The sequence below is a fragment of the Acetobacter malorum genome (assembly GCF_002153605.1).
GTDB classification, from domain to species: domain Bacteria; phylum Pseudomonadota; class Alphaproteobacteria; order Acetobacterales; family Acetobacteraceae; genus Acetobacter; species Acetobacter malorum_A.
On record NZ_JOPG01000005.1, the window covers coordinates 155,121 to 179,586 of the forward strand.

Annotated in this window: 18 protein-coding genes; 12 read left to right on the top strand and 6 right to left on the bottom strand. The window is 60.9% G+C overall.

From position 1 onward, the window contains the following. Positions 1–72: 72 nt before the first annotated feature. A complete protein-coding gene (locus HK23_RS14175) occupies positions 73–255 on the bottom strand; it encodes a hypothetical protein (protein WP_063908073.1) in 183 nt (60 codons plus the stop codon). Between the two features lie 13 nt (positions 256–268). Next, the gene (locus HK23_RS02480; RefSeq protein ID WP_086652750.1) at positions 269–1,243 is read right to left on the bottom strand and encodes a 2-hydroxyacid dehydrogenase; all 975 of its coding nucleotides are present in this window, start codon (positions 1,241–1,243) and stop codon (positions 269–271) included. A gap of 160 nt (positions 1,244–1,403) precedes the next feature. Between HK23_RS02480 and aat the strand changes: the two genes are divergently transcribed. Genes aat through HK23_RS02500 form a run of 4 tightly spaced genes read left to right on the top strand, consistent with a single transcriptional unit; the run spans position 1,404 to position 4,407 of the window. Next, the gene (aat, locus tag HK23_RS02485) at positions 1,404–2,081 is read left to right on the top strand and encodes a leucyl/phenylalanyl-tRNA--protein transferase (RefSeq protein ID WP_063908374.1); all 678 of its coding nucleotides are present in this window, start codon (positions 1,404–1,406) and stop codon (positions 2,079–2,081) included. Between the two features lie 55 nt (positions 2,082–2,136). After that, positions 2,137–3,045 carry a DUF4412 domain-containing protein gene (locus tag HK23_RS14180; RefSeq protein WP_256940025.1) on the top strand — a complete coding sequence of 303 codons (909 nt, stop codon included), beginning with the start codon at positions 2,137–2,139 and terminating at the stop codon, positions 3,043–3,045. Then, positions 3,042–3,725: a hypothetical protein gene (locus HK23_RS02495; RefSeq protein ID WP_256940026.1), complete on the top strand. Its 684-nt coding sequence runs from the start codon at positions 3,042–3,044 to the stop codon at positions 3,723–3,725. Before HK23_RS14180 ends, HK23_RS02495 begins: the two co-directional genes overlap by 4 nt. Positions 3,726–3,759: 34 nt before the next feature. After that, positions 3,760–4,407: a hypothetical protein gene (locus tag HK23_RS02500; protein ID WP_086652751.1), complete on the top strand. Its 648-nt coding sequence runs from the start codon at positions 3,760–3,762 to the stop codon at positions 4,405–4,407. On the opposite strand, the gene HK23_RS02505 is transcribed toward HK23_RS02500, so the two are convergent. After that, on the bottom strand, positions 4,365–7,622 hold the full coding sequence (locus tag HK23_RS02505; RefSeq protein ID WP_256940027.1) for an AsmA-like C-terminal region-containing protein: 3,258 nt from the start codon (positions 7,620–7,622) through the stop codon (positions 4,365–4,367). The two genes, HK23_RS02500 and HK23_RS02505, sit on opposite strands and share 43 nt — an antisense overlap. 38 nt (positions 7,623–7,660) lie before the next feature. Here HK23_RS02505 and HK23_RS02510 point away from each other — a divergent pair, with 38 nt between their 5' ends. Together HK23_RS02510 and bcp are read left to right on the top strand one after the other, a co-directional pair. After that, entirely contained in the window at positions 7,661–10,801 is a 3,141-nt protein-coding gene (locus HK23_RS02510) for a bifunctional [glutamine synthetase] adenylyltransferase/[glutamine synthetase]-adenylyl-L-tyrosine phosphorylase (protein WP_086652752.1), read from the top strand. Positions 10,802–10,876: 75 nt separating this feature from the next. Further along, positions 10,877–11,368 (top strand): thioredoxin-dependent thiol peroxidase, encoded by a 492-nt coding sequence (gene bcp / locus HK23_RS02515; protein WP_086652753.1) that lies wholly within the window; start codon positions 10,877–10,879, stop codon positions 11,366–11,368. A 40-nt stretch (positions 11,369–11,408) separates the two neighbouring features. Here bcp and HK23_RS02520 read toward each other — a convergent pair whose 3' ends face one another. The 3 genes from HK23_RS02520 to HK23_RS02530 all read right to left on the bottom strand — a co-directional run bounded on the left by HK23_RS02520 (position 11,409) and on the right by HK23_RS02530 (position 14,574). After that, complete coding sequence (locus HK23_RS02520; RefSeq protein ID WP_086652754.1) at positions 11,409–11,816, bottom strand: hypothetical protein; 408 nt, start codon at positions 11,814–11,816, stop codon at positions 11,409–11,411. 129 nt (positions 11,817–11,945) lie between these two features. Then, complete coding sequence (locus tag HK23_RS02525) at positions 11,946–13,208, bottom strand: MFS transporter (RefSeq protein ID WP_086652755.1); 1,263 nt, start codon at positions 13,206–13,208, stop codon at positions 11,946–11,948. A gap of 73 nt (positions 13,209–13,281) precedes the next feature. Then, on the bottom strand, positions 13,282–14,574 hold the full coding sequence (locus HK23_RS02530; protein ID WP_086652756.1) for a dicarboxylate/amino acid:cation symporter: 1,293 nt from the start codon (positions 14,572–14,574) through the stop codon (positions 13,282–13,284). 175 nt (positions 14,575–14,749) lie between these two features. On the opposite strand from HK23_RS02530, the gene HK23_RS02535 reads away from it, so the two are divergent. From HK23_RS02535 to HK23_RS02560, 6 genes are all read left to right on the top strand, one after another. Then, positions 14,750–16,030 (top strand): DNA recombination protein RmuC, encoded by a 1,281-nt coding sequence (locus HK23_RS02535; RefSeq protein WP_086652757.1) that lies wholly within the window; start codon positions 14,750–14,752, stop codon positions 16,028–16,030. Next, positions 16,027–16,761 (top strand): response regulator transcription factor, encoded by a 735-nt coding sequence (locus tag HK23_RS02540; RefSeq protein WP_086652758.1) that lies wholly within the window; start codon positions 16,027–16,029, stop codon positions 16,759–16,761. Before HK23_RS02535 ends, HK23_RS02540 begins: the two co-directional genes overlap by 4 nt. Further along, positions 16,748–18,118 (top strand): sensor histidine kinase, encoded by a 1,371-nt coding sequence (locus tag HK23_RS02545; protein ID WP_063908079.1) that lies wholly within the window; start codon positions 16,748–16,750, stop codon positions 18,116–18,118. The genes HK23_RS02540 and HK23_RS02545 overlap by 14 nt, the downstream gene beginning before the upstream one ends. 116 nt (positions 18,119–18,234) lie before the next feature. Next, entirely contained in the window at positions 18,235–21,408 is a 3,174-nt protein-coding gene (locus HK23_RS02550) for an efflux RND transporter permease subunit (RefSeq protein WP_063908080.1), read from the top strand. Then, positions 21,405–22,751 (top strand): efflux RND transporter periplasmic adaptor subunit, encoded by a 1,347-nt coding sequence (locus HK23_RS02555; protein WP_086652759.1) that lies wholly within the window; start codon positions 21,405–21,407, stop codon positions 22,749–22,751. Before HK23_RS02550 ends, HK23_RS02555 begins: the two co-directional genes overlap by 4 nt. Then, complete coding sequence (locus tag HK23_RS02560) at positions 22,748–24,364, top strand: efflux transporter outer membrane subunit (RefSeq protein ID WP_086652760.1); 1,617 nt, start codon at positions 22,748–22,750, stop codon at positions 24,362–24,364. Before HK23_RS02555 ends, HK23_RS02560 begins: the two co-directional genes overlap by 4 nt. Positions 24,365–24,466 lie beyond the last annotated feature (102 nt).

Sequence of the window (24,466 nt, forward strand, 5' to 3'; positions counted from 1 at the left end):
AGCCATTAAAAAAGCCGGAGGCAAATCCTCCGGCTTTGTTCTGGACCGTTTTATCAGAGAGCCAGCTTCCCGTTAGGAGGCTGGCTTTTTCTGTTTTTTGACCGGCGGCGGCTCTTCATCAATCACTGTGCCGATGACGGCAAGAAACAGCATGAACCCGCCCACAATCATGCAGGTCTGCTGGTAGTGGAAGTCGATCAGTCTCACTACCACGCAGACAAGAATACCCAGCAGGCAGGCTATCCTTAAGGTCATCAGTCTCTCCGGTTCAGGCCGTTACAGGGGTAACAAGCGGCTTATTAGCGGCAAGGGCGGCCACATTGTCCAGTGAGAGCATGCCCATGGCCGTGCGGGTTTCCACTGTGGCGCTGCCGGTGTGGGGCGTCATGAAAACCTTCGGGAGGGCAAGAATGCTGGGGTTCGGGTTCGGTTCGTTCTGGTAAACATCAAGGCCGGCATTAAACAAATGGCCGGAACGCAGGGCGTCCAGCAGAGCGGTCTCATCCACCAGCGCGCCGCGCGCGGCGTTCACCAGCACACTGCCGCGCGGCAGCAGGCCGAACATTTTGGCGGTCATCAGCGGTGGTGCGCCAGCGGTGGCGGGCATGTGCAGAGTGAGAATGTTGCAGTGGGGCAGCATCTCTTCCAGATTTTCAAAATAGGTCGCGCCTTCTTCCTGCGCGGGGTCCAGCCTGCGGCGGTTGTGGTAGAGCACCTTCATGTCAAACCCGCGCGCCCGGCGGGCCACGGCCTGCCCGATGCGGCCCATGCCGACAATGCCCAGCGTCTTACCGGTGACGCGCATGCCCAGCATCTCATCCATTTCCAGCGTGCGGCCCCAGCCATTTTTCATCAGCGTGTAGTATTCCGCAGCGCGGCGGCAGGCGGCCAGAATCAGCATCATTGTCAGGTCGGCATTGCAGTCAGTCAGCACATCCGGCGTGTTACAGACCTTGATGCCGCGGGCCAGCAGAGCGGGAACGTCCAGATGGTCCAGCCCGACACTGACGGTCGCCACCAGTTTCACGCAGTCCGGAATGGCCGCTACATCAGCGCCTTTCAGCGGGCAATGATGCGTGACCAGCATGGCGAATGCCTGCTGCTTTTCCGCCAGCGCCAGCATGGCAGCGGTGTCCAGCGGAGCATCGGGGGCGGGCGGGGCAGTGAAGTCGGTCTCAATCCGCTTTTCAACGGCGGCAGGCAGCCGAACGGCACGAATCAGGCGAGGCTTTTCGGAAGGCATGGGCGTTCCTTTTTTCAGTGGGACAGATTGAGTTTCCGTAGTGACAGACTAGCATGACCCTTCAGAAAAGCCATGACGAGCGTATAACGGTAAAAACGGAAACAGGATCAGACGCAGGCGGTAAAAAATACGCATGTCTTATCTGTTCAAAGGAGGCGACATGACTGACGCACTGACGCCGGAACTGATTTTGGGCGCGTATGCTGCCGGCATTTTCCCGATGGCTGCCGATGCGGATGATGACGAGCTGCAATGGTATGACCCGGACCCGCGCGGCATCCTGCCTCTGCGTGGCTTCCACCTCTCGCGCCGCCTGCAACGCACGGTGTTGTCCGGGCGGTTTGATGTCAGTGTGGATCAGGACTTTCCCGGTGTGATGAAGGCCTGCGCAGCGCCCGCACCCGGGCGGGAGGAGACATGGATCAACGGTGAAATCTTCCGTCTGTTCTGTGCCCTGCATGACATGGGATACGCGCATAGCGTGGAATGTCGGCAGGACGGAAAGCTGGTGGGTGGCCTGTATGGTGTGGCACTGGGCGGCGCATTTTTTGGGGAAAGCATGTTCAGCCGTGCGACTGATGCCTCCAAGGTTGCGTTAGTGCATCTGGTGGCGCGACTGCGGATTAGCGGCTTTATCGTGCTTGACACCCAGTTTGGAACAGACCATCTGGCCCGCTTTGGCGGAGAGGAAATTCCGGCCAGCCTGTATAAGGCGACGCTGGAACGCGCTGTCCAGATGATGCCATGTTGGCAGGCTAGTATTCCGGCAGATGTGCTGGAGGCCGAAATCCGCGCCATGCGGGCAGAGACGCAGGCGGCCGAACCCCGGCACAGTTAGGGGCCTGCTCCAAAAGCGGAGCGGTCTGGATAAGAAACAGGAAAGACGAAGACGTATGAGACACTGCCAGCCGGCCCGGACGCGCCGTATGCTGACCCTTTGCAGCCTTCTGGCCACGGCACCGCTGGCGGCAGGACTGCTGAGCCAGCCAGGCCATGCCGCCGAGACAGGCGCATCCTCTGCGACCTCGGCAGGCGCACCGGCTCCCGCCCCGCAGACCGATCATCCGCGCCTGATGCCGGCGCGGGATGCGACTATTGATTACGTCTTTCAGCCGCGACCGCCTGCCGGAGGCGCACCCGCATCGGTCGTACCGGTGAAGGACCGCCATGTGCAGGTTCTGTTTTCCGGTGATGGCGGCCTGATGCGCATCAACTACATGCTCAGCATGGAGGGGCCGGAAAGCCGGGGCGCCGTCATTATCAACCGCGCGGCGCAGGAGGTGATGATCATCCTGAACGACCGCAAGATTTATACCCGGCTGGTGCAGCAGGAGGTAGCGCGCAGCCCGTTCCTGCTGGACATGTCCATGACGTTTACGCGGAAAGGTAAATCCGAGGTCATCGGCCAGCCCTGCACGCTCTGGGGTGTGCAGTCCGCGCAGGGGAATGGTACCGCCTGCGTGACGGATGACGGCTTTATTCTGGAGCAGGATGGTGTGGATGTGGATGGTCTGAACGGCCACCTCAAGGCGATGAAAGTCTCTTATGACGACGTGCCCGCCACCTCTTTCCAGCCGCCTGTGGGTTTTCAGGAAGTCACGCCGCATTCCCCGGCATCTCAGTCTGGGGGAGATGACGAGCGCTCAGCACCGCCTTCCGTTATGCGCGGGCCAACCAGTGTGCAGCAGCAGGAGCACTCCAGCGTGCCTTCCGTCACCGGCGTTGTGCCGGGTGTTGGTCCTGTAACAACCATGCCCTCCACGGATTCAGGCGCGCATGATGCATCGGGCAATACGCCATGAGCGGGATGCGTGCGCGGGCGCTGCTGGGTGCCGGGCTGGGCGTGCTGATGGGGGTCGCTTCTCTGCCCGTCGCTCTGGCGCAAACCGTTGGGACGACTGCGGGGGCCGGTAATGCTGTTACTGCCGGGGCAAGCGGTGCTCAGATGGGAGCCAGTCCTGCGCCGGTCGCCCCGCAGGATGCGCCGTTCATTACGCCGTCTGTGGATGCGGATGTGCTGTATGAGCTGACCTCACCGACTGGCGATGCGGTGATGAAGCAGCGGATGCGCTGGCAGGTGGGCACCCTCCGCCAGCGTCTGGACCCGGAGGGGTCAAACCTGTTCATGATTACCTCATGGCCCGAGCATACGCTGACCGTAGTGGACCGGGACCGCAAGCGGGAGAGCGTGATGCCAGCCCCCAGTCAGGGCCTCACGCCGCCCGGTCATCCGGCTATGGTTGGCACCTATGCACGATTGGGTGGTTCCGTGGTGGCGGGGGAAAGCTGCATTATCTGGCGCACCAAAGACGCCGACGGACATGCGAGTGATGTCTGTTACACGGCGGATGGTCTGTTGTTGCAGGTTGCACAACAGGGACAGATTACCGTCCGGGCGCTCCGTGTCAGCCGGGTGGCCCAGCCTGATGAAGTGTTCGCCATTCCATCGGGCCTGAAAAAAGAGGCCCCTGCCAAACCGTAATCCGCCCGGACCGTTACGACGGAAAGGAAAGGGTATGCGGTTGCGTTACCCTGTTGTGCTGGGTCTGGCGTTCTGTGCGCTGATGGACCCGGCGCAAGCAGCCCCGGATGCGGGGAGCGGAGACAGCACTCCGACAGATGCCGGGGCAGGCACGTCAGCCGGGGGGCAGGCTGTTTCTATTTGCGTCAAACCACAGCCGGGGGCGGCGCGGGATACGTTACTGGTCATACCCTCCGGCACCGTGCTTGTGGGCCAGACTGTGCCCGCAGGCCGCCGGCAAAGCGCGCAGATGGAAGCCGTTGTCACCACAGAAACCGTCACACTGACAGAAATGCAGCCCTGTAGCGGAGCAGATGCCTCAACGCTGGTTTCCCGCACCCGCCATTGGCTGGTGGACCCGGTGCGCCCGCAGGCTGCTGTGGTCTTGCATCCGGTTGGGGAGGTCAGCGGCAATGGTGTGGATACGTCGTTTGAGGAAGAACCCGACGCGTTTCGCTCTGCCGTCAAAACCGGTGCCATTACAGCCCACGTGCAAGGTACCCTGAAAGAGACTGTCGCGCTGACGGAAACGCAGGCCGATATCCCGGAAGAACCAGATAACGCCATGGGCCCGGACTGGGCGCACAGCACCGGCTGGGATCAGAACAGCTTACGTAAAACGCCGGGCAACAAAACCGAATAGGGGTTGATGCTCAGGTCCGGGTTTTCCAGCTTGCCGGCAATGCCAAAGGTCATGGCCACAAGGCCGCCCTCTTTTTCGGGGCTGAACAGTTTGCCAATGCCGGGCAGCTTGCCGGGCAGTTTGTTGATGGCAAAAACCGGCACCACGGTTCCGTTTAGGTCCAGCGTGCTGTGGTCCAGATCGATCTTGCCCTCCAGCGTGGCCCCCAGCGCATCATTCCCCATATGACCATTCCGAATGGTCAGCACGCCGTCAGAAAACGCAACAGGCATGGTCAGGGTGGAGACTTCAAACTCCGGAGATTTACGGGCGTTCACCCAGCCATACAGAGACAGATTGCGAGCCAGAAGCACAGTGGCGGGCGCTTTTTTCAACACAAACGGGCTGATATTCAGCGTGCCCTTGAAGGGGGCCGTGGCCTGTGTGTCATCAAACGCGCCATTCAGAGTAGCGTGGCCGCCCTGCACGTTGGGCAGGATGTTGAGCGCGGCCAGAAAACCACCCATGTCCGGAATCGTCACATGCAGGGCACGGGTGGCCCCTTTGGGGTCCAGCGTCATGCTGACGGGGGAGGGCCCGCGCATGGCAAACCGCATGCGTTCCAGACGCTGGCCGTTATCTTCAAAATGCCCGGTTACGGCCCGCAGCGGCTGCTTGGTCTGGCTGTAATACAGGGCGTTGGCCGTCATATCGATGGTCCACGCATTTCCCGGTGGTCCATGCAATTTGCCGGTGGCGGCTTCCGGCACATGCAGGCCGGAGGACGCGGCCTGTTTGGGGGCGTTCGGGTCGCCTTCCATCAGGGGGGCAAGGTCCAGCGTATCGGCATATACACCCACCTGAATGGTTTTGTCCTGCGAGGCATAGGGCAGCACAAGGCGGGCATGGCCGGTAGAGCGTTCGATTTTAAAGGATGAAATCAACAGTTCCGGAGCGGCTTTTTCCCGCAGCACGGCTCGGCCCCGCACATCCAGTTCCGGCCCGGTGGCGAAAATCTTCTCAACCGAAGTGATGCGGCCGTCCAGCAGGGCGAGGGTGGCGGAAACCTGTGCCGTGCGACCCGCCACCTTGTGCCACAGGGGAATGACAATACCAGAATGCTTCAGGTCGAGGTTGATGTTCACCGTGCCCTGCTTGTTCGCCAGCCGGGCATAGTCCACCCCCAGATCGGCGGTGCCGTAGAAGTGGGAGCTGGTGTCAATGCCGGCAGCGTTCGCCGTGTCCGGCGTGATGCGGGTGAACAGATGTGCCTTTTCCGCAATTTCCTGCGGCTTAAGGGAGCGGAAGTTCATGAAATAGGTAATGTCTGACGGCAGGCCACCCAGCACGCCATGCCCGCTCAGATCCATTTGCTGCGTGGTGGCGGCAATCTGAAAGGTGCCATTGGTAATGGCGCGCCCGGCGACAACATTGCCCAGATGCGTGTGGCTGACCTGTGCGTGGGCGTCCACGATCATCTGATCGGTCGTGACGTCACTTTCCAGTGGCAGCGTCAGGGAGAATTTGGCGCTGGCCTGCCCGGAGGGGCTGGTAAAGCTAATGGGATGGCGGGCCAGAAGATGCAGCCGCGGTTCGGCCAGCATGGCCAGCAGATCCCGCAGGTTGCCGTGCAGTTCCGTTACAATAGTGCCCATCTGGTCTTTTTTGGACAGGCCGGTAATTTCCATGGAGCCCGGACCAGCGGCGACGCGCCCGATGCCGGTGGCTCCCACATTTTTATCAGCCCGGTCCACCAGCTGATAGGCGTGGTCGAAATGGATGGTCAGCTTATCGAGATCATTCACCTCAAGATGCGCATCCAGATGATGCAGCGGCGAGATGGGACGCAACCAGTGAACGGTCAGGTCTGAGCCTTCCACGCTCCCTTTCAGAGAGGTGAGCTTGATACCGTTCCAGCCTTTATCACTGTGCAGTGTTACGGCGGTGTGCAGGTCATGCGCTGTGCCGTCGGTAATATTGGTATCTACCCATTTCCGGCCCCCTTTGGCAGCTTTGGCGGGCCAGTAATTGGCAATATCGCCAAAGGGAATGGTGGGAATATCCAGCGCCATCTGGCCGGACAGCACAGTGGGGCTGAACAGGTCTGAGGCATTTAACTGACCTGTCAGGCTGACGGTAATGCCGCCTTTTTCATCTTCCGGGTGTTCCGGGTTCAGCAGGCCCAGCGTCAGGCCTTGCAGCGTGATGGTGGCGGGCGTGTGTGTAGGAGAGCGGTGATCCAGCGCCAGATGCGCCAGCAGAGACCCATGATGAAGCAGGTAAGTGGAGCCGCCGCCCTGAAGCTCACCTGCGCCGAGATCAGTTTTCAGATCCAGCCCCTGCGGGAGGAGCCAGTTGCTTTTGGGGGCGGGGGCAAAAACCGTATCCGCTGTCAGGCTGACCGGCACATCCAGTGTTTTCAGAGCCGGGGCCAGTCCGGCGAAGGTGCTGGGCCGCACAGGCGCGAGGGAAGCATGCCACTGGATGGTGCCGTGATCAGTCTGTGCGCCCTCTGCCGTTACACTCAGGCGTTCCGTGCTGTCTTCCTGCGCCTGAAAGGTGAGGGCGACAGACCCGGTCAGGCCATTCTGCCCATGCAGGCTGACGGCACGCAGGGTGGAGGTGATGGGCGAGGCAATCCACTGCGTATGGGTCAGCCTGTCATCAATCGTGACCTGCGCATCGGTCAGGCTGATGCGTTGCAGGGCGCTGGGGTCCAGCGTGTCATTACTGTCAGGTGGCGTGGCGGGCGTAGGGGGCGCGTCCACATCCAGCCCGATGCTGCCGTCTTTCGCCCGCCGCAGCGCCATGCGCACGCCGCTCAGGTCCACCGTATGCAGGGCTACGCTGCCGTGGATGAGCGCCAGCGGATCAAGCGTGACATTTGCGGCCTGAATGGTGTCGGTCGTTGTCTTGTCAGCTTTGAGAATGCGGACATCATGCAGTGAGAGCATAACAGGCACGCTCAAGCCGTCCCGCAGACCATTCCATGCCAGTTCTGCCCGCCGGAGCGTAAGCGTTGCGGCGGCGGGGTGACCGGGGCGGCCGTTCAGCACCGCAACCGGCAGGAAGGGCCGCACAAAAGGCGTGACGTTGACCGGCCCGAACAGCATGCGCACCAGCAGGGCTGCCACACACAGCACCGGCAGCACCAGCACAGCTACGGCCAGAACAGTCAGAACACGCAAGGCCCGTTTGTGCAGAGGGCGGGGGAGGTCTTGACCCGTGGAAGTCAACGCAGCAACCCTTTGCGTTCAATAAGAATGGTCAGATTATGACGGCAGCTGTTGTTTCTTCTTACTTCCGGGATGTGCGGGCGCCGCGCGGTGCCCCCACACGTCTCTGGCCTGATGCCAGCTGGCCCGCGCCGGCAGACGCACAGGCGGCTACGCATTTTGCGCAGGATATGGCGCTGGCTTTGCAGGAGGCCGGAGGGCCGGATGATGTGCTGACCCTGCCCGGGGCTGCGGGGCTGGTGGCCTGTCTGGGCGGAAACAGCCCGTATCTGTCTGATCTGGCGCGGCAGGACGCGGTGTTTTTTGCAACGCTGGTGCAGAGCGGGCCGGAGCCCTGTGCGAAGGACGTGTTTGCAGCATTTGCCGAGTTTGACATCACATCGGGGCGAGAGTGTGTTGCCCGCTTCCTGCGCGAAGCCAAAAAACGCACAGCCCTGATATGCGCTGTAGCGGACCTTGGGGGATTCTGGTCGCTGGAGGAGGTGACGCAGACGCTCAGTCGGCTGGCGGATGCGGCGCTGGAGGTGGCGGTCAGACATTTGCTGTGGAGTGCTCATCAGGCTGGCCAGATTCAGTTGCGGGACCCCAAACGCCCAGCGCATGCCAGTGGTTTTGTTGTGCTGGCAATGGGAAAGCTAGGGGCACGGGAACTGAATTTCTCCTCGGATATTGATCTGATGGTGCTGTACGATCCGTCCGTGCAGTCTCAGCCTGATACCGTGCGGCGCGTCTTTATCCGTATGACTAGCGATCTTGTGGGCCTCATGGAAGCGCGGGATGCGGATGGCTACGTTTTTCGGACAGATTTGCGTCTGCGGCCAGACCCGTCCTCCACCCCTCCGGCTGTCTCTGTGCAGGCGGCCATCCAGTATTATGAAAGTCTCGGCCAGACGTGGGAACGTGCCGCCATGATCAAGGCGCGGCCTGTGGCGGGGGATATAGCCCTTGGGCGGCGTTTTCTGGCGGCCATTCGCCCGTTTGTCTGGCGGCGACATCTCGATTTTGCGTTGATTGACGATATTCACGACATGAAGGCCCGCATCGACCGCTACCGTAAGGCCGGGCGCACAGGGCTTGCTGACCTGCCCGATGCGGTGCTGGCGGACCCGGCGGCCAGCCGGGACTGGCTGCTGGGCCATAACGTCAAGCTGGGGCAGGGCGGGATTCGGGAAATCGAATTTCTGGCGCAGGCCATGCAGCTTGTCTGGGGTGGGCGCGTGCCTGCCCTGCGGGACCGCACGACCTTTGGCGCGCTGAAAAAACTGGTGGGGTCCGCCTATCTGCCGCGCGAGGAAGCGGAAGTGCTGGCCCGAACCTATCGGTTTCTGCGGGATGCGGAACATCGGTTGCAGATGCGGGCTGACCACCAGACGCACGATCTGCCGGACCGCCCGGAGGCGTTTGATGCCTTTGCCGTATTCATGAATTATACGGACGGCGAGGCCCTGGCGCTGGAAATGTTACCGCGCATGCGGGAGGCCCGGCGCATTTTTGAACGGCATTTTGCGACCCCGCAGGTCAGCGCCCCCGTACAGGACGCCACCCTTCTGGCCGTGGCCCCGGATGATGAAAATTCTCCGGCACTTCTGGAAAGTCTCGGATTTCCCGCTGCTCAGACGGAAGAATCCGCGCAGGTGCTGGCGCGCTGGCAGACCAACACCCTGCGTGCGTTACGCTCCGAGCGGGCTCGGGCCTTGCTGCGTGGCTTGCTGCCCGCGCTGCTGGCCAGTTTTGCAGTCCGTAGCAACCCTCTGGCCTGCCTGCGGCGGTTTGAGGCGCTGCTCGCGCGTCAGCATGCCGGGGTGCAACTGCTTTCCCTGTTCGAGCGGAACCCGGCGCTGATAGACCGGATTGCCGCTCTGTTTGATTCCTCGGCCTTTCTGGCAAACCATCTGGCCGATACGCCCTCTGCACTGGAAGGGTTGCTGGAACCGGAGCCGGAAGAAGGCCGCAACGTGCTGGACCGCCTGCGGCACCTGGCGACGGAAGTGGATTCCGCAGAGTTGCTGGTAACAGCCCTGCGGCCTCTCCTGCGCGGGGAAGAATTTCGCCTGTCCGTGGCGGTGCTGGAAGGGCGGCTGGGAGAAAATGAGGCCGAAAAGCAACGGACCGCGCTGGCCGATACCATCATGACCGTGCTGATGCGGGCGGTAGAAAAGGAGCATCAGCAACGCTACGGCCGCGTGCGCGGTGGTGGCATGGCTGTGCTGGCGCTGGGCAAGGCGGGGTCTCGGGAAATGATGCCGGGGTCTGATCTGGACCTGTTGCTGGTGTTTGACCACCCGGAGGACGTTCAGGTCAGTCAGGTGCCGGAGAATGCGCCCAGACTTCAGAATGGTCTGCCGGTGCGTGCGGCACGGTCACTGGCGGTATCGCAATACTATACCCGTCTTGCGCATGCCTTTATTGCCGCACTGACTGCCCCCGGCCCGGAAGGTCCGCTGTATGCGGTGGATATGCGGCTCCGTCCTTCCGGTGCAGCCGGGCCGGTTGCTGTCTTCCGCACCGCCTTCCTGAAGTATCATCAAGATGCCGCCTGGACATGGGAACGCATGGCGTTGACCCGTGCGCGTGTGATTACGGCTCCCGCGGTGCTTAAGGCACGCTTGCAGGCGGATCTGGTGCAGATTTTGAATGGCGATCTGCGCAAGCCCCGGCCCTCCACCGAAACGCTGCTGGAGGATGCCCGGCAGATGCGCGCTCGTCTGGCGCGGGATCTGCCTGCGTCCAGCCCGTGGGACATTAAACGCCGGGCGGGCGGCCTGATGGAAGTCGAGTTTGTCGCCCAGATCCTGCAACTGGTAGCAGGCACTAAAGACGCCAGAAACCCATGCACACGGCGGGCGCTGGCTTTGCTGAAAAAGGGCGGTTTGCTGAATGCAGCGGAAACAAAGCTGCTGCTGGAGGCCGATACTGTCTGGCGGCAGCTTCAATGCCTGCTGCGTCTGCTGTGCGGGCCGGTGCCACCGGTTGATCTGGAGCGTGGTCTGGCTCCCGGTGCGGTGAAGATTCTGCTGCGGGTGATGGGAGACGCGACTTTGCCAGACCTGATGGCGCGCACCGCGCATCTGGCGCAGGCTGTCCGGCAGATATTTGAACAGCGCGTAGGGCCGGTAGGCGTGGAGGACAGCTTTGCTCCCAAGGCCCCGGAAGAACGTTCCGGACTCTCAGCCGTTTAGTTTTCAAGACTACCGGGCAGGGAGGCTGTCCGGCAGATTTTTCCGATCTATCGTTTTTCAAGGAAAGAACCCAGCATGACAGAGACGCAGAACACGACAAAAATCGACCTGAAAGAGGGTGATCCGGCCCCGGATTTCCAGCTGGATGCCAGCGGAGGGCGCACGGTCAGTCTTGGTGCGCTGAAAGGCAAGCCGTTTGTGCTGTATTTTTACCCCAAGGCGGATACGCCCGGCTGCACCAAGGAAGCCTGTGGGTTTAGTGAGGCTCTGGCCCAGTTTGAAGGCGCAGGTCTGACCGTAATCGGCGTCTCGCGCGATCCGGTTAAAAAGCTCGACAAATTTGCTGAGAAATATGACCTCACGTTCCCGCTGGCCTCAGATGAAGCCGGAAGCGTGACAGAAGCCTATGGCGTGTGGGTGGAAAAATCCCTGTATGGCAAAACCTATATGGGGATTGATCGCACCACGTTCCTGATCGGGGCTGATGGTAAAATCGCCCGCATCTGGAAAAAGGTCAAAGTGCCCGGCCATGTGGAGGCTGTGCTGGACGCCGCAAAAGCTCTTTAACAGCACGCCTCCGGCATCAGGCCGGTGAAGCCGGCTGGGATTACCAGCCGGAGTAATAGCTGCCGGGGGCGGCGTAATAGCCCGGTGCCGGAGCCACCGGCACTGCGGGCACCACCGGTACGGCATAGCCCATAGCGGGCGGAGGTGGCGGGGGCGGTGCATACGCCACCGGCGGCGGTGCGGAATTGCCCATGGCAGCACCGGCCAGAGCGCCAACAGCCAGACCACCAATCAGAGCGCCTGCAATGGCGCCCCCACCGGGGCCACGGTGCCAGCCGCCTCTACGCGGGCCACCGCCCCAGTAACCACCACGCGGCGGCGGAGGCGGTCCACCCCAGCCGGGACGACCCCAGCCACCGCCCGGATGCGCCTCTGCGACGGGCAGTGCAGCCAGTGTCGTGCCTGCAATAAGGGGCAGGGCGAGAAGAAGTTTTGTCATACGGCGCATCGTGTGCCTCCTCGAAACTGACAGAGGAAACACCGGAGCGTCCCCTCTTCACGTCCTAATAACGCGCTGCCTCATGGCAATTTCAAGGCCGCTTCCGGGCGATTTGTGTCCATCAAAAAAGGGGGGCTGTTACCCCTCATCAATTACGGTTGTTTTGGGCAGGGTCAGCACTGTCAGCAGCGTGACGGCGGCGCAGGCGGATACGTAATAGGCAAACCACATCTCATGCCCGGCCTGCCGGCACCACAGGGCGACATATTCCGTGGTGCCGCCAAAAACGGAAACTGTTACGGCATAAGGCAGGGCCACACCCAGCGCACGGATGCGGGTGGGGAACAGTTCCGCCTTCACCACCGCATTGATGGAGGTGTAACCGGAGGCGATAAACAGCGCTCCCGTTATCAGCCCAAATGCGGCCCATGCGGAGTGCACGCCGGAGAGGACGGTCAGCAGCGGCACGGTGCCCAGCGTGGCGCAAATGCCAAAATACAGCAGCAACGGACGCCGACCGATGCGGTCAGACAAGGCGCCGAAAGCAGGCTGGATAGCTGCAAAAATAATCAGGCAGGCAGAAGAGATGAGTGTTGCGGTCTCTTTGGGAAACCCCAGCGTGTTCGCAAGATATTTCTGCATATAGATGGTGTAGGTGTAGAAAATGACCGTTCCGCCCAGCGTCATGCCGCAGACCGTCAGCACCGCGCGCGGGTGCTGAAGCAGAATGCGGAGTCCGCCTTTTTCCTTCTGTGTGCTAGTCTTTTCAAAACGCTCACTTTCCTGCATGTGGCGACGCAGCCAGAACACAAGTAAAGCCCCCAGTGCCCCGATAAAGAACGGCACGCGCCAGCCCCATGTTGCGATCTGTTCCGGTGTAAGCAGCACATATTGCATCAGCAGCAAAAGCAGGAGCGCCAGCAACTGGCCCATGACCAGCGTGACATACAGAAAACCGGACCAGAACCCGCGATGCTCCGGGGTTGCCATTTCCGCCAGATAGGTGGCGGAAGCGCCATATTCTCCACCCAGACTGAGGCCCTGTATCAACCGGGCCAGTAGCAGCACCGCCGGGGCGAGCAGACCAATTTGTTCATAGGTCGGGCAGACGGCAATGGCCAGCGAGCCAAAGCACATGGCTGTGACGGAAAATGTCAGCGCCGTGCGGCGCCCATAGCGGTCTGCCGCCATGCCCAGCAACCATCCGCCAACCGGGCGCATAAAGAAGCCAACGGCAAAAATAGCAGCAGCATTCAGCAGTTCTGCGGTCTGGTTGCCGCGTGGGAAGAAAGCATGTGCGAAGTAGATGGTGAAGGAGGAATAGACATACCAGTCGTAATATTCCAGCAGGTTCCCGGCAGAGCCTGCCAGAATGCCACGAAGGCGCTGCGCCGTTGTCATTCCGGTTCTCATGTAAAATCTCGCATCTGATAAGAGGCTTTTGAAGGCTGAAAAGAAGGGGAGGGAGGCGGCTTCAGGCGTCGGTTTTTCCGCTCAGGGCTTTGTGCAGTTGCTGTGTATCCAAAGAATTTTCCCAACGGGAAATAACAATGGCTGCAACGGCATTGCCGACCAGATTGGTCAGAGAGCGGCATTCTGACATGAAGCGGTCGATCCCCAGAATAAGCGCCATGCCACCAACCGGCACGCTGGGGACGACGGAAAGGGTGGCCGCCAGCGTGATAAACCCGGCCCCTGTCACACCCGCAGCCCCTTTGGAACTGACCATGGCAACAAGCAGGAGGGCAATCTGTTCCCCAAGGCCCAGATGCACATCCGTGGCCTGCGCGATGAACAGGGCGGCGAGGGTCATGTAAATATTGGTGCCGTCCAGATTGAAGGAATACCCCATAGGCACCACCAGCCCGACAATGCCCTGCGGGCAGCCAGCATTTTCCAGCTTGGCAATCAGGCCGGGCAGCGCGGATTCCGAGGAACTGGTCCCCAGAACAATCAGCAGCTCTTCCTTGATATACGCCAGCAGACGAAAAATGCTGAAGCCCATCATGCGTGTGACGAGACCCAGAATGCCGCAGACGAACAGAATGGCCGTCAGATAGAAGGCCAGAACCAGCCCGACCAGATGCCCGATGGAGGCCACGCCAAATTTGCCGACTGTAAAGGCCATGGCCCCGAACGCGCCAATTGGGGCGACATACATAACCAGACGCACCACGCCAAAGACCAGCTCCGTCAGACTACGGAACAGGGTGAGGACTTTCTGCCCGCTCTCCCCCATCTGTGCGAGGCTGACGCCAAACAGGATGGCAATCAGCAACACCTGCAAAATCTCGCCTGATGTGAAGGCCCCAGCGGTGGTGCTGGGGATGATGCGCATCAGGAACTCCGTAAAGGAGTGGGAGTGCGCCTCACTCACAAAACTGGCGACGGAGCTGCTGTCCAGCGAGGCTGGCTGGATATGCAGCCCCGCACCGGGGCGGGCGATATTAGCCACCAGCATGCCAACAATCAGCGCCAGCGTGGAGAAGCACAGGAAATAGGCCATGGCCTTACCTGCCACGCGGCCTGTCTGTTTGAGGTCCGCCATCCCGGCAATGCCGGTGCAGACGGTCAGAAAAATGACCGGTGCGATGACCATCTTGATGAGTTTGACAAACCCATCCCCCAGCGGGCGAAGGGCCGCGCCGATATTGGGGAAAAAGGCGCCAACAAGAATGCCCGCAATAACCGCAATAATCACCTGAATATAGAACAGGTGTGCGCGGGAGGAGCGGGAGGGAGCGGAAGCAGTGGTAGGATGAGACATGGCGAAAAGGGTATTTTCCCGGTTTGTTCATTATTCTTGTCAACGCCGGAACAGCGCGGCAAACCTGAATGCTGTTGTATACAGGCTCTTCGTTGCATTGGCGTCATAATTTATTACGGGGACCAGATCAGCACGAACCGGCCTCCCTGCCGAGAGAAAATGAGACGGATCACGGATGGATGATGGAATAATGCTGGTTGTTGTGGCTTTGGGAGCACTTGCACTGGGGGCTGTGCTGGCCTGGCTGCTGGGTGGTGGCCGTAAAGGGCAGGGCGGGGCAGATGCGGATCTGCTGGCCCGGCTTTATGTGCTGGTGGAGCAGGAAACCGCCGCTGCCCGGACGGAAGCCGCGCATCAGAGAACCCATCTGTCAGAACTGGAACGGGTGATGACCGGGCGCATTGAGCAGGTGCGCACGGAGCTGGCCGAACGTCTGGCTGGTATGGCGGGTAGTATGGGGCGGGAGCAGGCCGAGGTGCGGGCCGCACAGGCTGAAGCGTTGCGGGAAATGGCGGAAACCTCTGCCCGCCAGCTGTCCGCTATCCGTGTAGCGGTGACGGATCAGCTGCATGAGGCCGTGGAACGGCAGATGCAAACGTCTTTCCAGCGTGTGCTGGAGCAGTTTAGCGCCATGCAGAAGGCCATGGGCGAAGTGCGGGCCATGACAGCGCAGATCAGCGACCTCAAACGGCTGTTCGGGAACGTGAAGACCCGTGGCGGCTGGGGAGAGGCGCAGCTTAAGGCTATTCTGGATGACGTGCTGCCGGAAGGCTCTTACGAATCGAACGTGCGGCTGGGGCCGGGGAATGATGTGGTGGAATTTGCTATCCGCATGCCGGTCCGCTCCAGCACGCCGCCGGTGCTGCCCGTGGATAGCAAGTTCCCGACGGAGGCTTACGAGCGCCTGCTGAATGCGGTGGATGAGGGCGATGCAGGGGCGGAGAAAGCCGCCCGCAAATCGCTGGAAAGCACGTTGCGGCTGGAAGCACGAAAAATTGCGACCAAATATATCCACCCGCCGCGCACGGTGGAATTTGCCGTGCTGTATCTGCCTACTGATGGGTTATATGCGGAGGCCGCCCGTATCCCCGGCCTGATTGATGAAATTGGCCGGACCTGCCGGGTGATGATCATGGGGCCGGCTCTCATGCCCGCGCTGCTGCGCACAGTGCATCTGGGTTATGTCACGCTGGCGCTGGAAGACCGGACGGAAACCATCGCCCGCCTGCTGGGGGCGACCCGTCAGGAAATGATCCGCATGGATGGCGTGCTGGAAAAACTGGCGCGGAATGCGCAGGCTATGTCAACATCCATTGAGGAAGCCCGCAGGCGCACCCGTGTGGTGAGCCGCCGCTTGCGGGAACTGGATGCGCCGGAGACAGAAGACGTGGCGCTCAATCCTGAAATGGAATTTACTGGCCCTGAACCGGGGAAAACAGCATCAGGACAGTTATGACGGAAGAGACAGTACTGAACACAGATCCGGATACAGCGCAGCCAGGGCAGTCCCGTGGTGTTGTGCTGCTGATAGAAGATGACAGCGCGATTGCTGAGGAAATTGTGGGCGAGCTGATGGCCCATGGTTTTGAGGTAAGGCACGAGGAAACCGGCGACGCTGGCCTCGCGTCCGCTCTGACGGGTGAGGCGCATGTTCTGGTGGTGGATCGCCTGCTGCCGGGTATGGATGGCCTGAGCGTGATTGAGGCCGTGCGCCAGCGCGGCATCCGCACGCCGGTACTGGTGCTGTCCGCTCTTTCCGCTGTGGATGACCGCGTGACCGGCCTGAAAGCAGGCGGCGATGACTACCTGACCAAGCCCTTCGCCATGGAAGAGCTGATGGCGCGAGTGGAAGCCCTGTTGCGCCGCCCGGACGACACGCGCAGCACGCAGCTGCGGGTGGGGCCGCTTTCCATGGATCTGATCGAGCGCCGTGTCTGGCGGGATGGCCGGGAGATTGAGCTGCTACCGCGTGAGTTTCGTCTGCTGGAATATCTCATGCGTCGGCCCGGGCAGGTGCTTACTCGCTCCATGATGCTGGAAGATGTCTGGCAGTATCGCTTTATTCCGCGCACCAATCTGGTGGACGTGCATATTGGCAAATTGCGCCGCAAGGTGGATGCGCCCGGAGAAGAGCCGCTGATCCGCAGCATTCGCGGCACAGGATTCCTGCTGCGTGTTCCTGACTGAGCTTTTCCGCACCGCAACCTTCCGCCTCACTCTGGCTGCTCTGGCGGCCATGGCAGGCGTGATGGTGATGCAGTTCGGGCTGGTCTACACCCAGATGGAAGCGGTGGAATCCCGTCGCTCGACCGAACTGCTGCGGGGCGAGGCCCATTTACTGGCGCAGATGACGCCGGAACATCTGGAATATGTCATTCGCAAACGTGCAACGGATGACCTGCGGCTGGTGATCAGCAGCGCCGGACTGTTTGACGCCAGCCACGCCCTGATTGCCGGAGACCTGCACGCATGGCCCAAGGGGCTGGTGGCGGACGGCAAGCCTCATAATATCGAAATCTACCCGGAGGAAGGCGCCGCCTATCCGCTGCGTCTGCTGGCCGAGACCTTGCCGGATGGCACTATTCTGGTGCTGGGGCGCAGCTTCCATCTTCTGGCTGAACAGAAGCTGATGCTGCGGCATGCGACAGTGGTTGCTGCGATTCCCACCCTGTTGTTCGCGCTGCTGCTGGGGATGGTGCTGAGCCGTCGCGCTCTGTTCCGGGTGAAGGAAATGCACGAGGCCATTGATCTGATCATGGCCGGGGATATCCACGAGCGTCTGCCTGCCGGGAAGGAACGGGATGATCTGGAGCGTCTTGCTGGCAGCGTAAACCGCATGCTGGACCGGCTGGAGCACCTGATGGACGGCATGCGGGAGGTGGGTAACGATATTGCGCATGACCTGCGCACCCCGCTGTCCCGCGTGCGTGCCAAGCTGGAGCGGGCGTTGACCTCTGGCGGGGAGCGTGAGGGGCTGGAAGCCGCCGTAAGTGGCGCCGTGGACAATCTGGACCAGTGTCTGGGCATTATCACCGCTCTGTTGCGCATTGCGGAACTGGAGAGCAGCCGCCGCCGCGCCGGGTTTGCGACGGTAAACCTGAATGACCTCGGCGCTGACGTTGTCGATCTCTACGAACCGATTGCAGAGACCGAAGGGGTGACGCTGGCCATGCAGCCTACCGCCGTGCCGGTCTGCCTGGATGGGGACCGGCATCTGCTGATCGAACTGCTGGTTAATCTGGTGGATAACGCCATCAAATTCACGCCAGAGGGCGGGCAGGTAACGGTGAGTGTGAGCCGTCAGGCGGGGGTGGTCTGTCTGGCCGTGACTGACACCGGTATTGGTATTGCCCCGGAAGAACGAGGCGCGGTGCTGTCCCGCTTTTATCGCTCGGACAAGAGCCGCCATGTGCCCGGCAGCGGGCTGGGGCTCAGCCTTGTTTCCGCCATTGCGCACCTGCATGACGCCACGGTGCAGATCGATGCAGGGCCGGAAGGGCGTGGAACACGGTTCAGTGTTATATTTGCGTTACAACACGCCTGAAACACCCAGATTAAAAGCATTTTTATTGGCGCTCAGAGGGGATGTCTGTATCTCAGTTTATATGAGCGATTTATCTGGATGCTGGCGTTTAGACGTGTCGGCAGGGGCTGTCACGTATGAATGAGATTGTCGTAACGGCGCTGAAAAAGCCGTATACCTTTGTGGTACTCTCCATTCTTATTCTGGTGTTTGGTATCAGAGGTGTCTTTACGACACCGACTGACGTCTTCCCCAGTATCAAGATCCCGGTGGTGGCCGTGGTCTGGACTTATACCGGCCTGATGCCGGAAGATATGTCCGGGCGCGTGGTGTATTACTACGAGCGCGCGCTGACCGCGACGGTGAACAATATCGAGCATATTGAAAGCCAGTCCTATTACGGTCGCGGGATTGTCAAAATCTTCTTCCAGCCCGGCACGGATACTGCCGTGGCGCAGACGCAGATCACCTCAGTCTCCCAGACTGTGATCAAGCAGATGCCCACCGGTTCCACGCCGCCGCTGGTGCTGGCTTATAACGCGTCCTCTGTGCCGGTCATCACGTTGCAGGTCTCCTCGACCTCCATGACGGCCTCACAGATTTACGATATGTCGTCCAACCTCATTCGGCCGGCGCTAGTGTCCGTCGCGGGGGCGGCAATCCCGAACCCGTATGGTGGCCAGCCCGGCAACGTGATGGTCGATCTGGACCCGGTCAAACTGCTGGCGCACCGGCTCTCACCTGTTGATGTGTCCAAAGCTCTGAACAGTCAGAATATTGTGCTGCCCGCGGGTGACCAGCGGATTGGCGCATTTGACTGGATGGTCCAGACCAACGCCTCCCCGCGGGACATGGATGACCTCAACATGCTGCCCATCAAGCAGGTGGGGAATGCCGTGGTCCGCCTGCAGGACGTGGCGTGGGTGCATCAGGGTGGCCCGCCGCAGACCAACCTCGTGCTGGTTAAAGGCCAGCAGGGCGTTCTGATTGTGGTCATGAAGAGTGGTGACGCCTCGACACTGGAAGTTGTGGCCGGTGTGAAGAAGCTGCTGCCCGGTATCGTGAAAACCCTGCCGGATGGCGTCAACATCAAGGTGTTGAATGATGCCTCCACCTTTGTGAAGGAATCCGTGCAGGACGTGCTGCGGGAAATGCTGACTGCGGCGTGTCTGACCGGGCTTGTGGTGCTGCTGTTCCTCGGCTCCTGGCGCTCGACTGTCATTATCGCCACCTCCATTCCGCTGGCCATGCTGTGCTCTATTATCGGGCTGGGCTGGGCCGGGCAGACCATTAACGTCATGACGCTCGGCGGGCTGGCGCTGGCCGTGGGTATTCTGGTGGATGATGCCACCGTGATGATTGAAAACATCGACGCGCATCTTGAGATGGATAAGGATCTCGAGACCGCGATTATCGATGCAGCCAATCAGATCGTGATCCCCACCTTCGTCTCCACGCTGTGTATCTGTATCGTCTGGATGCCGCTGTTCCAGCTGACCGGTGTTGCGGGCTGGCTGTTCATGCCGATGGCTGAAGCCATCATCTTCGCGATGATCGCGTCCTTCATCCTCTCCCGAACCCTCGTGCCGACCATGGCGAAATACATGCTGGCAGCTCAGGTCGCTGCGCATGCGCATGGTCCGGTGGAGCCCAAAACCATATTTGGCCGGTTCCAGAGGGGGTTCGAGCGCAAGTTTGAGCAGTTCCGTCACGGATACCAGAACCTGCTGACCCATCTGGTCGCCACGCGCGGCACGTTCATTCCGGTGTTTGTGGTGTGTTCGCTCGGGTCTCTGGGGCTGCTGTTCTTTGTGGGGCAGGACTTCTTCCCGGAAATCAATTCCGACACCATGGCCATTCACATGCGTGCGCCGCTGGGCACCAAGCTCTCTGAAGCAGGCAAGATTTCCCAGCTGGTGAATGACGAGATTGAACGCACATTGCCGGGGCAGGTGGAAAGTATTGTCGATAACTGCGGTCTGCCGTTCAGCCCGCTCAATCAGGCCTATATTCCCACCCCGACGGTCGGCACGCAGGATTGTGACCTCACGGTTTCACTGAAAGACCCGGATTCTCCCGTGGCGGAGTATCGCAGGATGATCCGCCATAATCTGGGCGAGAAATTCCCCGGCACGCAGATTTCCTTCCTGCCGGGCGATCTGACCGCCAAGATCCTGAACTTCGGTCTGCCGTCCCCGATTGATGTGCAGATTACGGGCCGTAACCTTGCGGATAATTTCCGCTTTGCGAACCGGCTGGCGGACCGCCTGCGGCATGTCACGGGGCTGACGGATGTGTCCGTCCAGCAGCCGATGACAACGCCCACCCTGCGGGTCAACACACAGCGAACCTACGCACTGGGCACCGGTATTACGGAAGCCGATGTGGCGAACAACGCTCTGGTGTCGCTCTCCGGTAGTTCTCAGGTGGGGCAGGTGTACTGGCTGGATACCAAGACGGGTGTCTCGCATCTGATTGATATCCAGACCCCGGCCACCTTCCTGCAGACCATGAATGATCTGGAGATCACGCCCATTGATAAGGGTGACGGCAACCCGTCCGGTCAGAACCCGCAGATTCTGGGTGGTCTGAGTCAGATCGTGCAGACCGGCACGCCGGGCGAAGTTTCGCACTACAACATTCTGCCGGTGTTCGACATTTACGCCTCCAATGAAGGCATTGATCTCGGAACGGTCTCCCGTGAGGTGGAGCGTATTGTGGATGAGGTCCGCCCGGACCTGCCGCATGGCTCCGCACTGGAAGTGCGCGGGCAGGCGGTGACCATGAACAGCGCCTACGCGCAGCTGCTTGGTGGCCTCGCCATGTCGGTGCTGCTGGTCTACCTGCTGATTGTGGTTAACTTTCAGTCCTGGCTGGACCCGTTCATCATTATCACAGCGCTTCCGGGCGCGCTGGCCGGGATTTCCTGGAGCCTGTTCCTGACGCACACCACGCTTTCGGTGCCTGCGCTGACAGGGGCCATCATGTGCATGGGCACGGCAACCGCCAACGCCATTCTGGTGGTGTCCTTCGCGCGGGAGCGGCTGGAAGAGCACGGCGACGCCATTAAGGCCGCCATTGAATCCGGGTTTGAACGTATTCGTCCGGTGCTGATGACAGCTTCTGCCATGATTATCGGGATGTTGCCGATGTCCCTCAGTAATTCTCAGAACGCGCCACTGGGCAAAGCCGTCATGGGCGGCCTGCTGGTGGCAACAGTTGCAACCTTGCTATTTGTGCCATGTGTTTTCGCCATGCTGCATAATCGAAAAAAGCCGACCACGACGACGGAACAGGGAGAAGGCGCATGAGCGGGTATCATGAAGACGGTGGCCAGCCGCAGCAGACCACACAGCATGATGCGGCGTCTTCCCGCAAAAGGACGATCGGGATCGTTATTGTCGCGCTGGTCGCCATTATTCTGGCGGTCGTCGGCATTGTGCAGCGGCAGGCGCATTATATGCATCTGGCGAAGGAAACGCAGGAAAACGCCACGCCGGCCGTGCAGGTGATCTACCCGCAGCCGGGGCCGTCTGTCCGCACGCTCTCGCTGCCGGCTAATATTGCTGCATGGTATCAGGCCCCCATTTACGCGCAGGTCTCTGGCTACGTGAAAATGTGGTACAAAGACTTTGGTGCCGTGGTGAAGTCAGGCGACGTTCTGGCGGAAATCGACACGCCGGGACTGGATGCCCAGTATGCCGCCGCCAAGGCCAATCTGGATGTTGCTCAGGCCCGCTACAAGCTGGCGCAGATTACGGCGCGGCGCTGGAAGGCGTTGCAGGGCACGCAGGCTGTTTCTCAGCAGGAAGTGGACGTGCAGGCGGCCAATGCCGAGGCCCAGCAGGCGCAGGTGGAAGCCGCACGGCATGACGTGGAACGGTTTGCTGCTCTGGAAGGCTTCAAGAAAATTGTCGCCCCGTTTGATGGCATCGTGACGTCGCGTTTTGCGGACGTGGGGGATTACGTCAACGCCGGGCGCGGGGACGTGGACTCTCACGGGAATGCCACGGAACTGTTCAGCGTGGCGGATGTGCATGCCATGCGCGTGTTCGTCGCTGTGCCGCAGGATTACGCGGATATTATCTCCCCGCGTCTGGAAGCCGATCTGAGCATCCCGCAATATCCCGACCGCACCTTCAAGGCGAAGTTCCTGGCCACCGCGACAGCCTTTAACGCCTCGACCCGTACGGTGACGACGGAACTCACGCTGGATAACAAATCGGGTGAACTCTGGCCGAATTCCTACGCCACCGCCAACTTCAAGGCGCCGGGTGACCCGGATATGCTGATCCTGCCGGAAGGCGCGATTATTTTCCGCGCAGAAGGCACGCAGGTCGCGCTGGTGGATGATTCCAACCATGTGCATCTGGTGGGTGTCACGGTCGGGACGAACCTGGGCACAACGGTCCAGATCCTGCGCGGTGTGAAGAAAACGGACCGCGTGGTGAACAGCCCTTCTGCTGGCCTGCTGGATGGCCAGAGCGTGCGGATTGTCAAAGGCACGCCCGGCTATAACGTTGCCCCCAAAAAGCCGGCTCCGCCCAAACCGGCACAGAAGGCACCGGCGGAAAAGGCCGATCAGGGCACCGATGACACCCGCGCCATGCCGGACGATAACCAGCCAGCGGCAGAAGAAGGAGGCCGCCCATGACAGGGCGCGCCGTGACGCTGCGACTGAAGCGGAGCTTTCTGGTTGGCCTTTCTCTGGCCACCATCCTTTCGGGGTGTGACATGGCCCCCCGCTACAACCCGACAAAGCTGAAACTCCCTGCCGAGTGGGAAGGGCAGAACCACGGTGTTCTTCAGCCGGGCCACCCGGCGGATGATGCCATCCGCCCGGACTGGTGGACCATGCTGGGGGACCCGCAACTCAACCAGCTGGAAGAGCAGGCCATGCGCCTGAACCCGGGCCTTCAGGCGCAGGCGGAAGCCTTCATGCAGGCGCGTGATGTGGCGATGGAGGCCAGGTCCCACCTGTATCCGCAGCTCAATGGCGCTGCGAGCGGTGAGAAATATAAAGGCTCACGGCACAGGCTGTGGCGTGGGGCGGGCTCTCAGGGGCCGGTTTATATGTCGTCCGAGCAGTATTCGGGCACAGCGACATGGGAGCCGGATTTCTGGTCCGCTATCCGTAACAAGGTGCGCATGGCCAAGCAGGGCACGCAGGCTGAGGCCGCCGCCTATGCGCTGGCACGTCTGAGTCTACAGGCTGAACTGGCGAGTGATTACGTGACGCTGCGCGGGCTGGATGCGCAGGATGCGGTGTATCGGGATTCTATCCGCTACTATCAGACGGCTGTGCAGGTTACCAAAATGCGTCTGGCAGGGGCGATTGCGCCGGGGATGGACGTCTCCCGCGCAGAAACCCAGCTTTACACCACACAGGCGCAGGAAACCGAGGTACGCGCCCAGCGTGATGTGATGGAACATGCCATTGCTGTGCTGGTGAATCAGGCTCCAGCTTCATTCCATATTGCGCCGGTCACGCGTCTGGCATTTGCTGAGGCACAGCCGCCGGTTGCGTTGCCGTCCACCTTGCTGGAGCGGCGGCCTGATATTGCCGAGGCCGAGCGGCGTATGGCGCAGGCTAACCGGGCCATTGGTGTCTCGCGCGCAGCGTTCTATCCGCACATTACCTTCAACGCCATGACGGGCTTCATGGATAACGGGTTCGACCTCGCGTCTCTTTCCAACTCCATGTACCAGTTTGGTGTGCAGGCGCTGCTGCCGCTGTTCCAGGGTGGGCTGCGGCGTGCTGAGCTGCAACGCAACTGGTCGCAATACCGGGAGCAGGAAGATCTGTATCGCAGCACCGTGCTGGATGCGTTTCAGGAAGTGGAAGATAACCTGACGCGCACCAGCCGCCTGAAGACCGAAGCGCAGCAGCAGAGCAGTGCTGTGGATGCGGCGTTGCATACCCAGACCATGACCATGGCGCTTTATACTGGTGGCCTCACGAACTACCTTGATGTGGTGGTGGCGCAGGTGGCGGCGCTGAATGCCCGTATTGCCCTTGTGCAGGTGCAGACGCGCGCTGTGGATGCGTGTGTCGAGCTGATTCGTGCGCTGGGTGGTGGCTGGTCCCGGGCAGAGTTGCCGCAGTCTGACAAGATCATGCCGTTCCAGCCGCTGCAGTATGGCAATCTGCGACACGCAGCCCCGCTCGGCGGCATCAGCACGCAGGCTGATCCAGCAGCTTCTGACCTCACATCGGGCAGTGCAAATATGCGTCAGCCTCTTGACACAAGCGGCGCGCACCGGTAAGCGCGCCTTTCCTATCGGAACGCGGGAGGCTCGTCCTGTGCCATAACCATGGCTCAGAGGAGTCGTGAGAACCGCGGTCCGGGTTCAATAATGAGGAGTCCC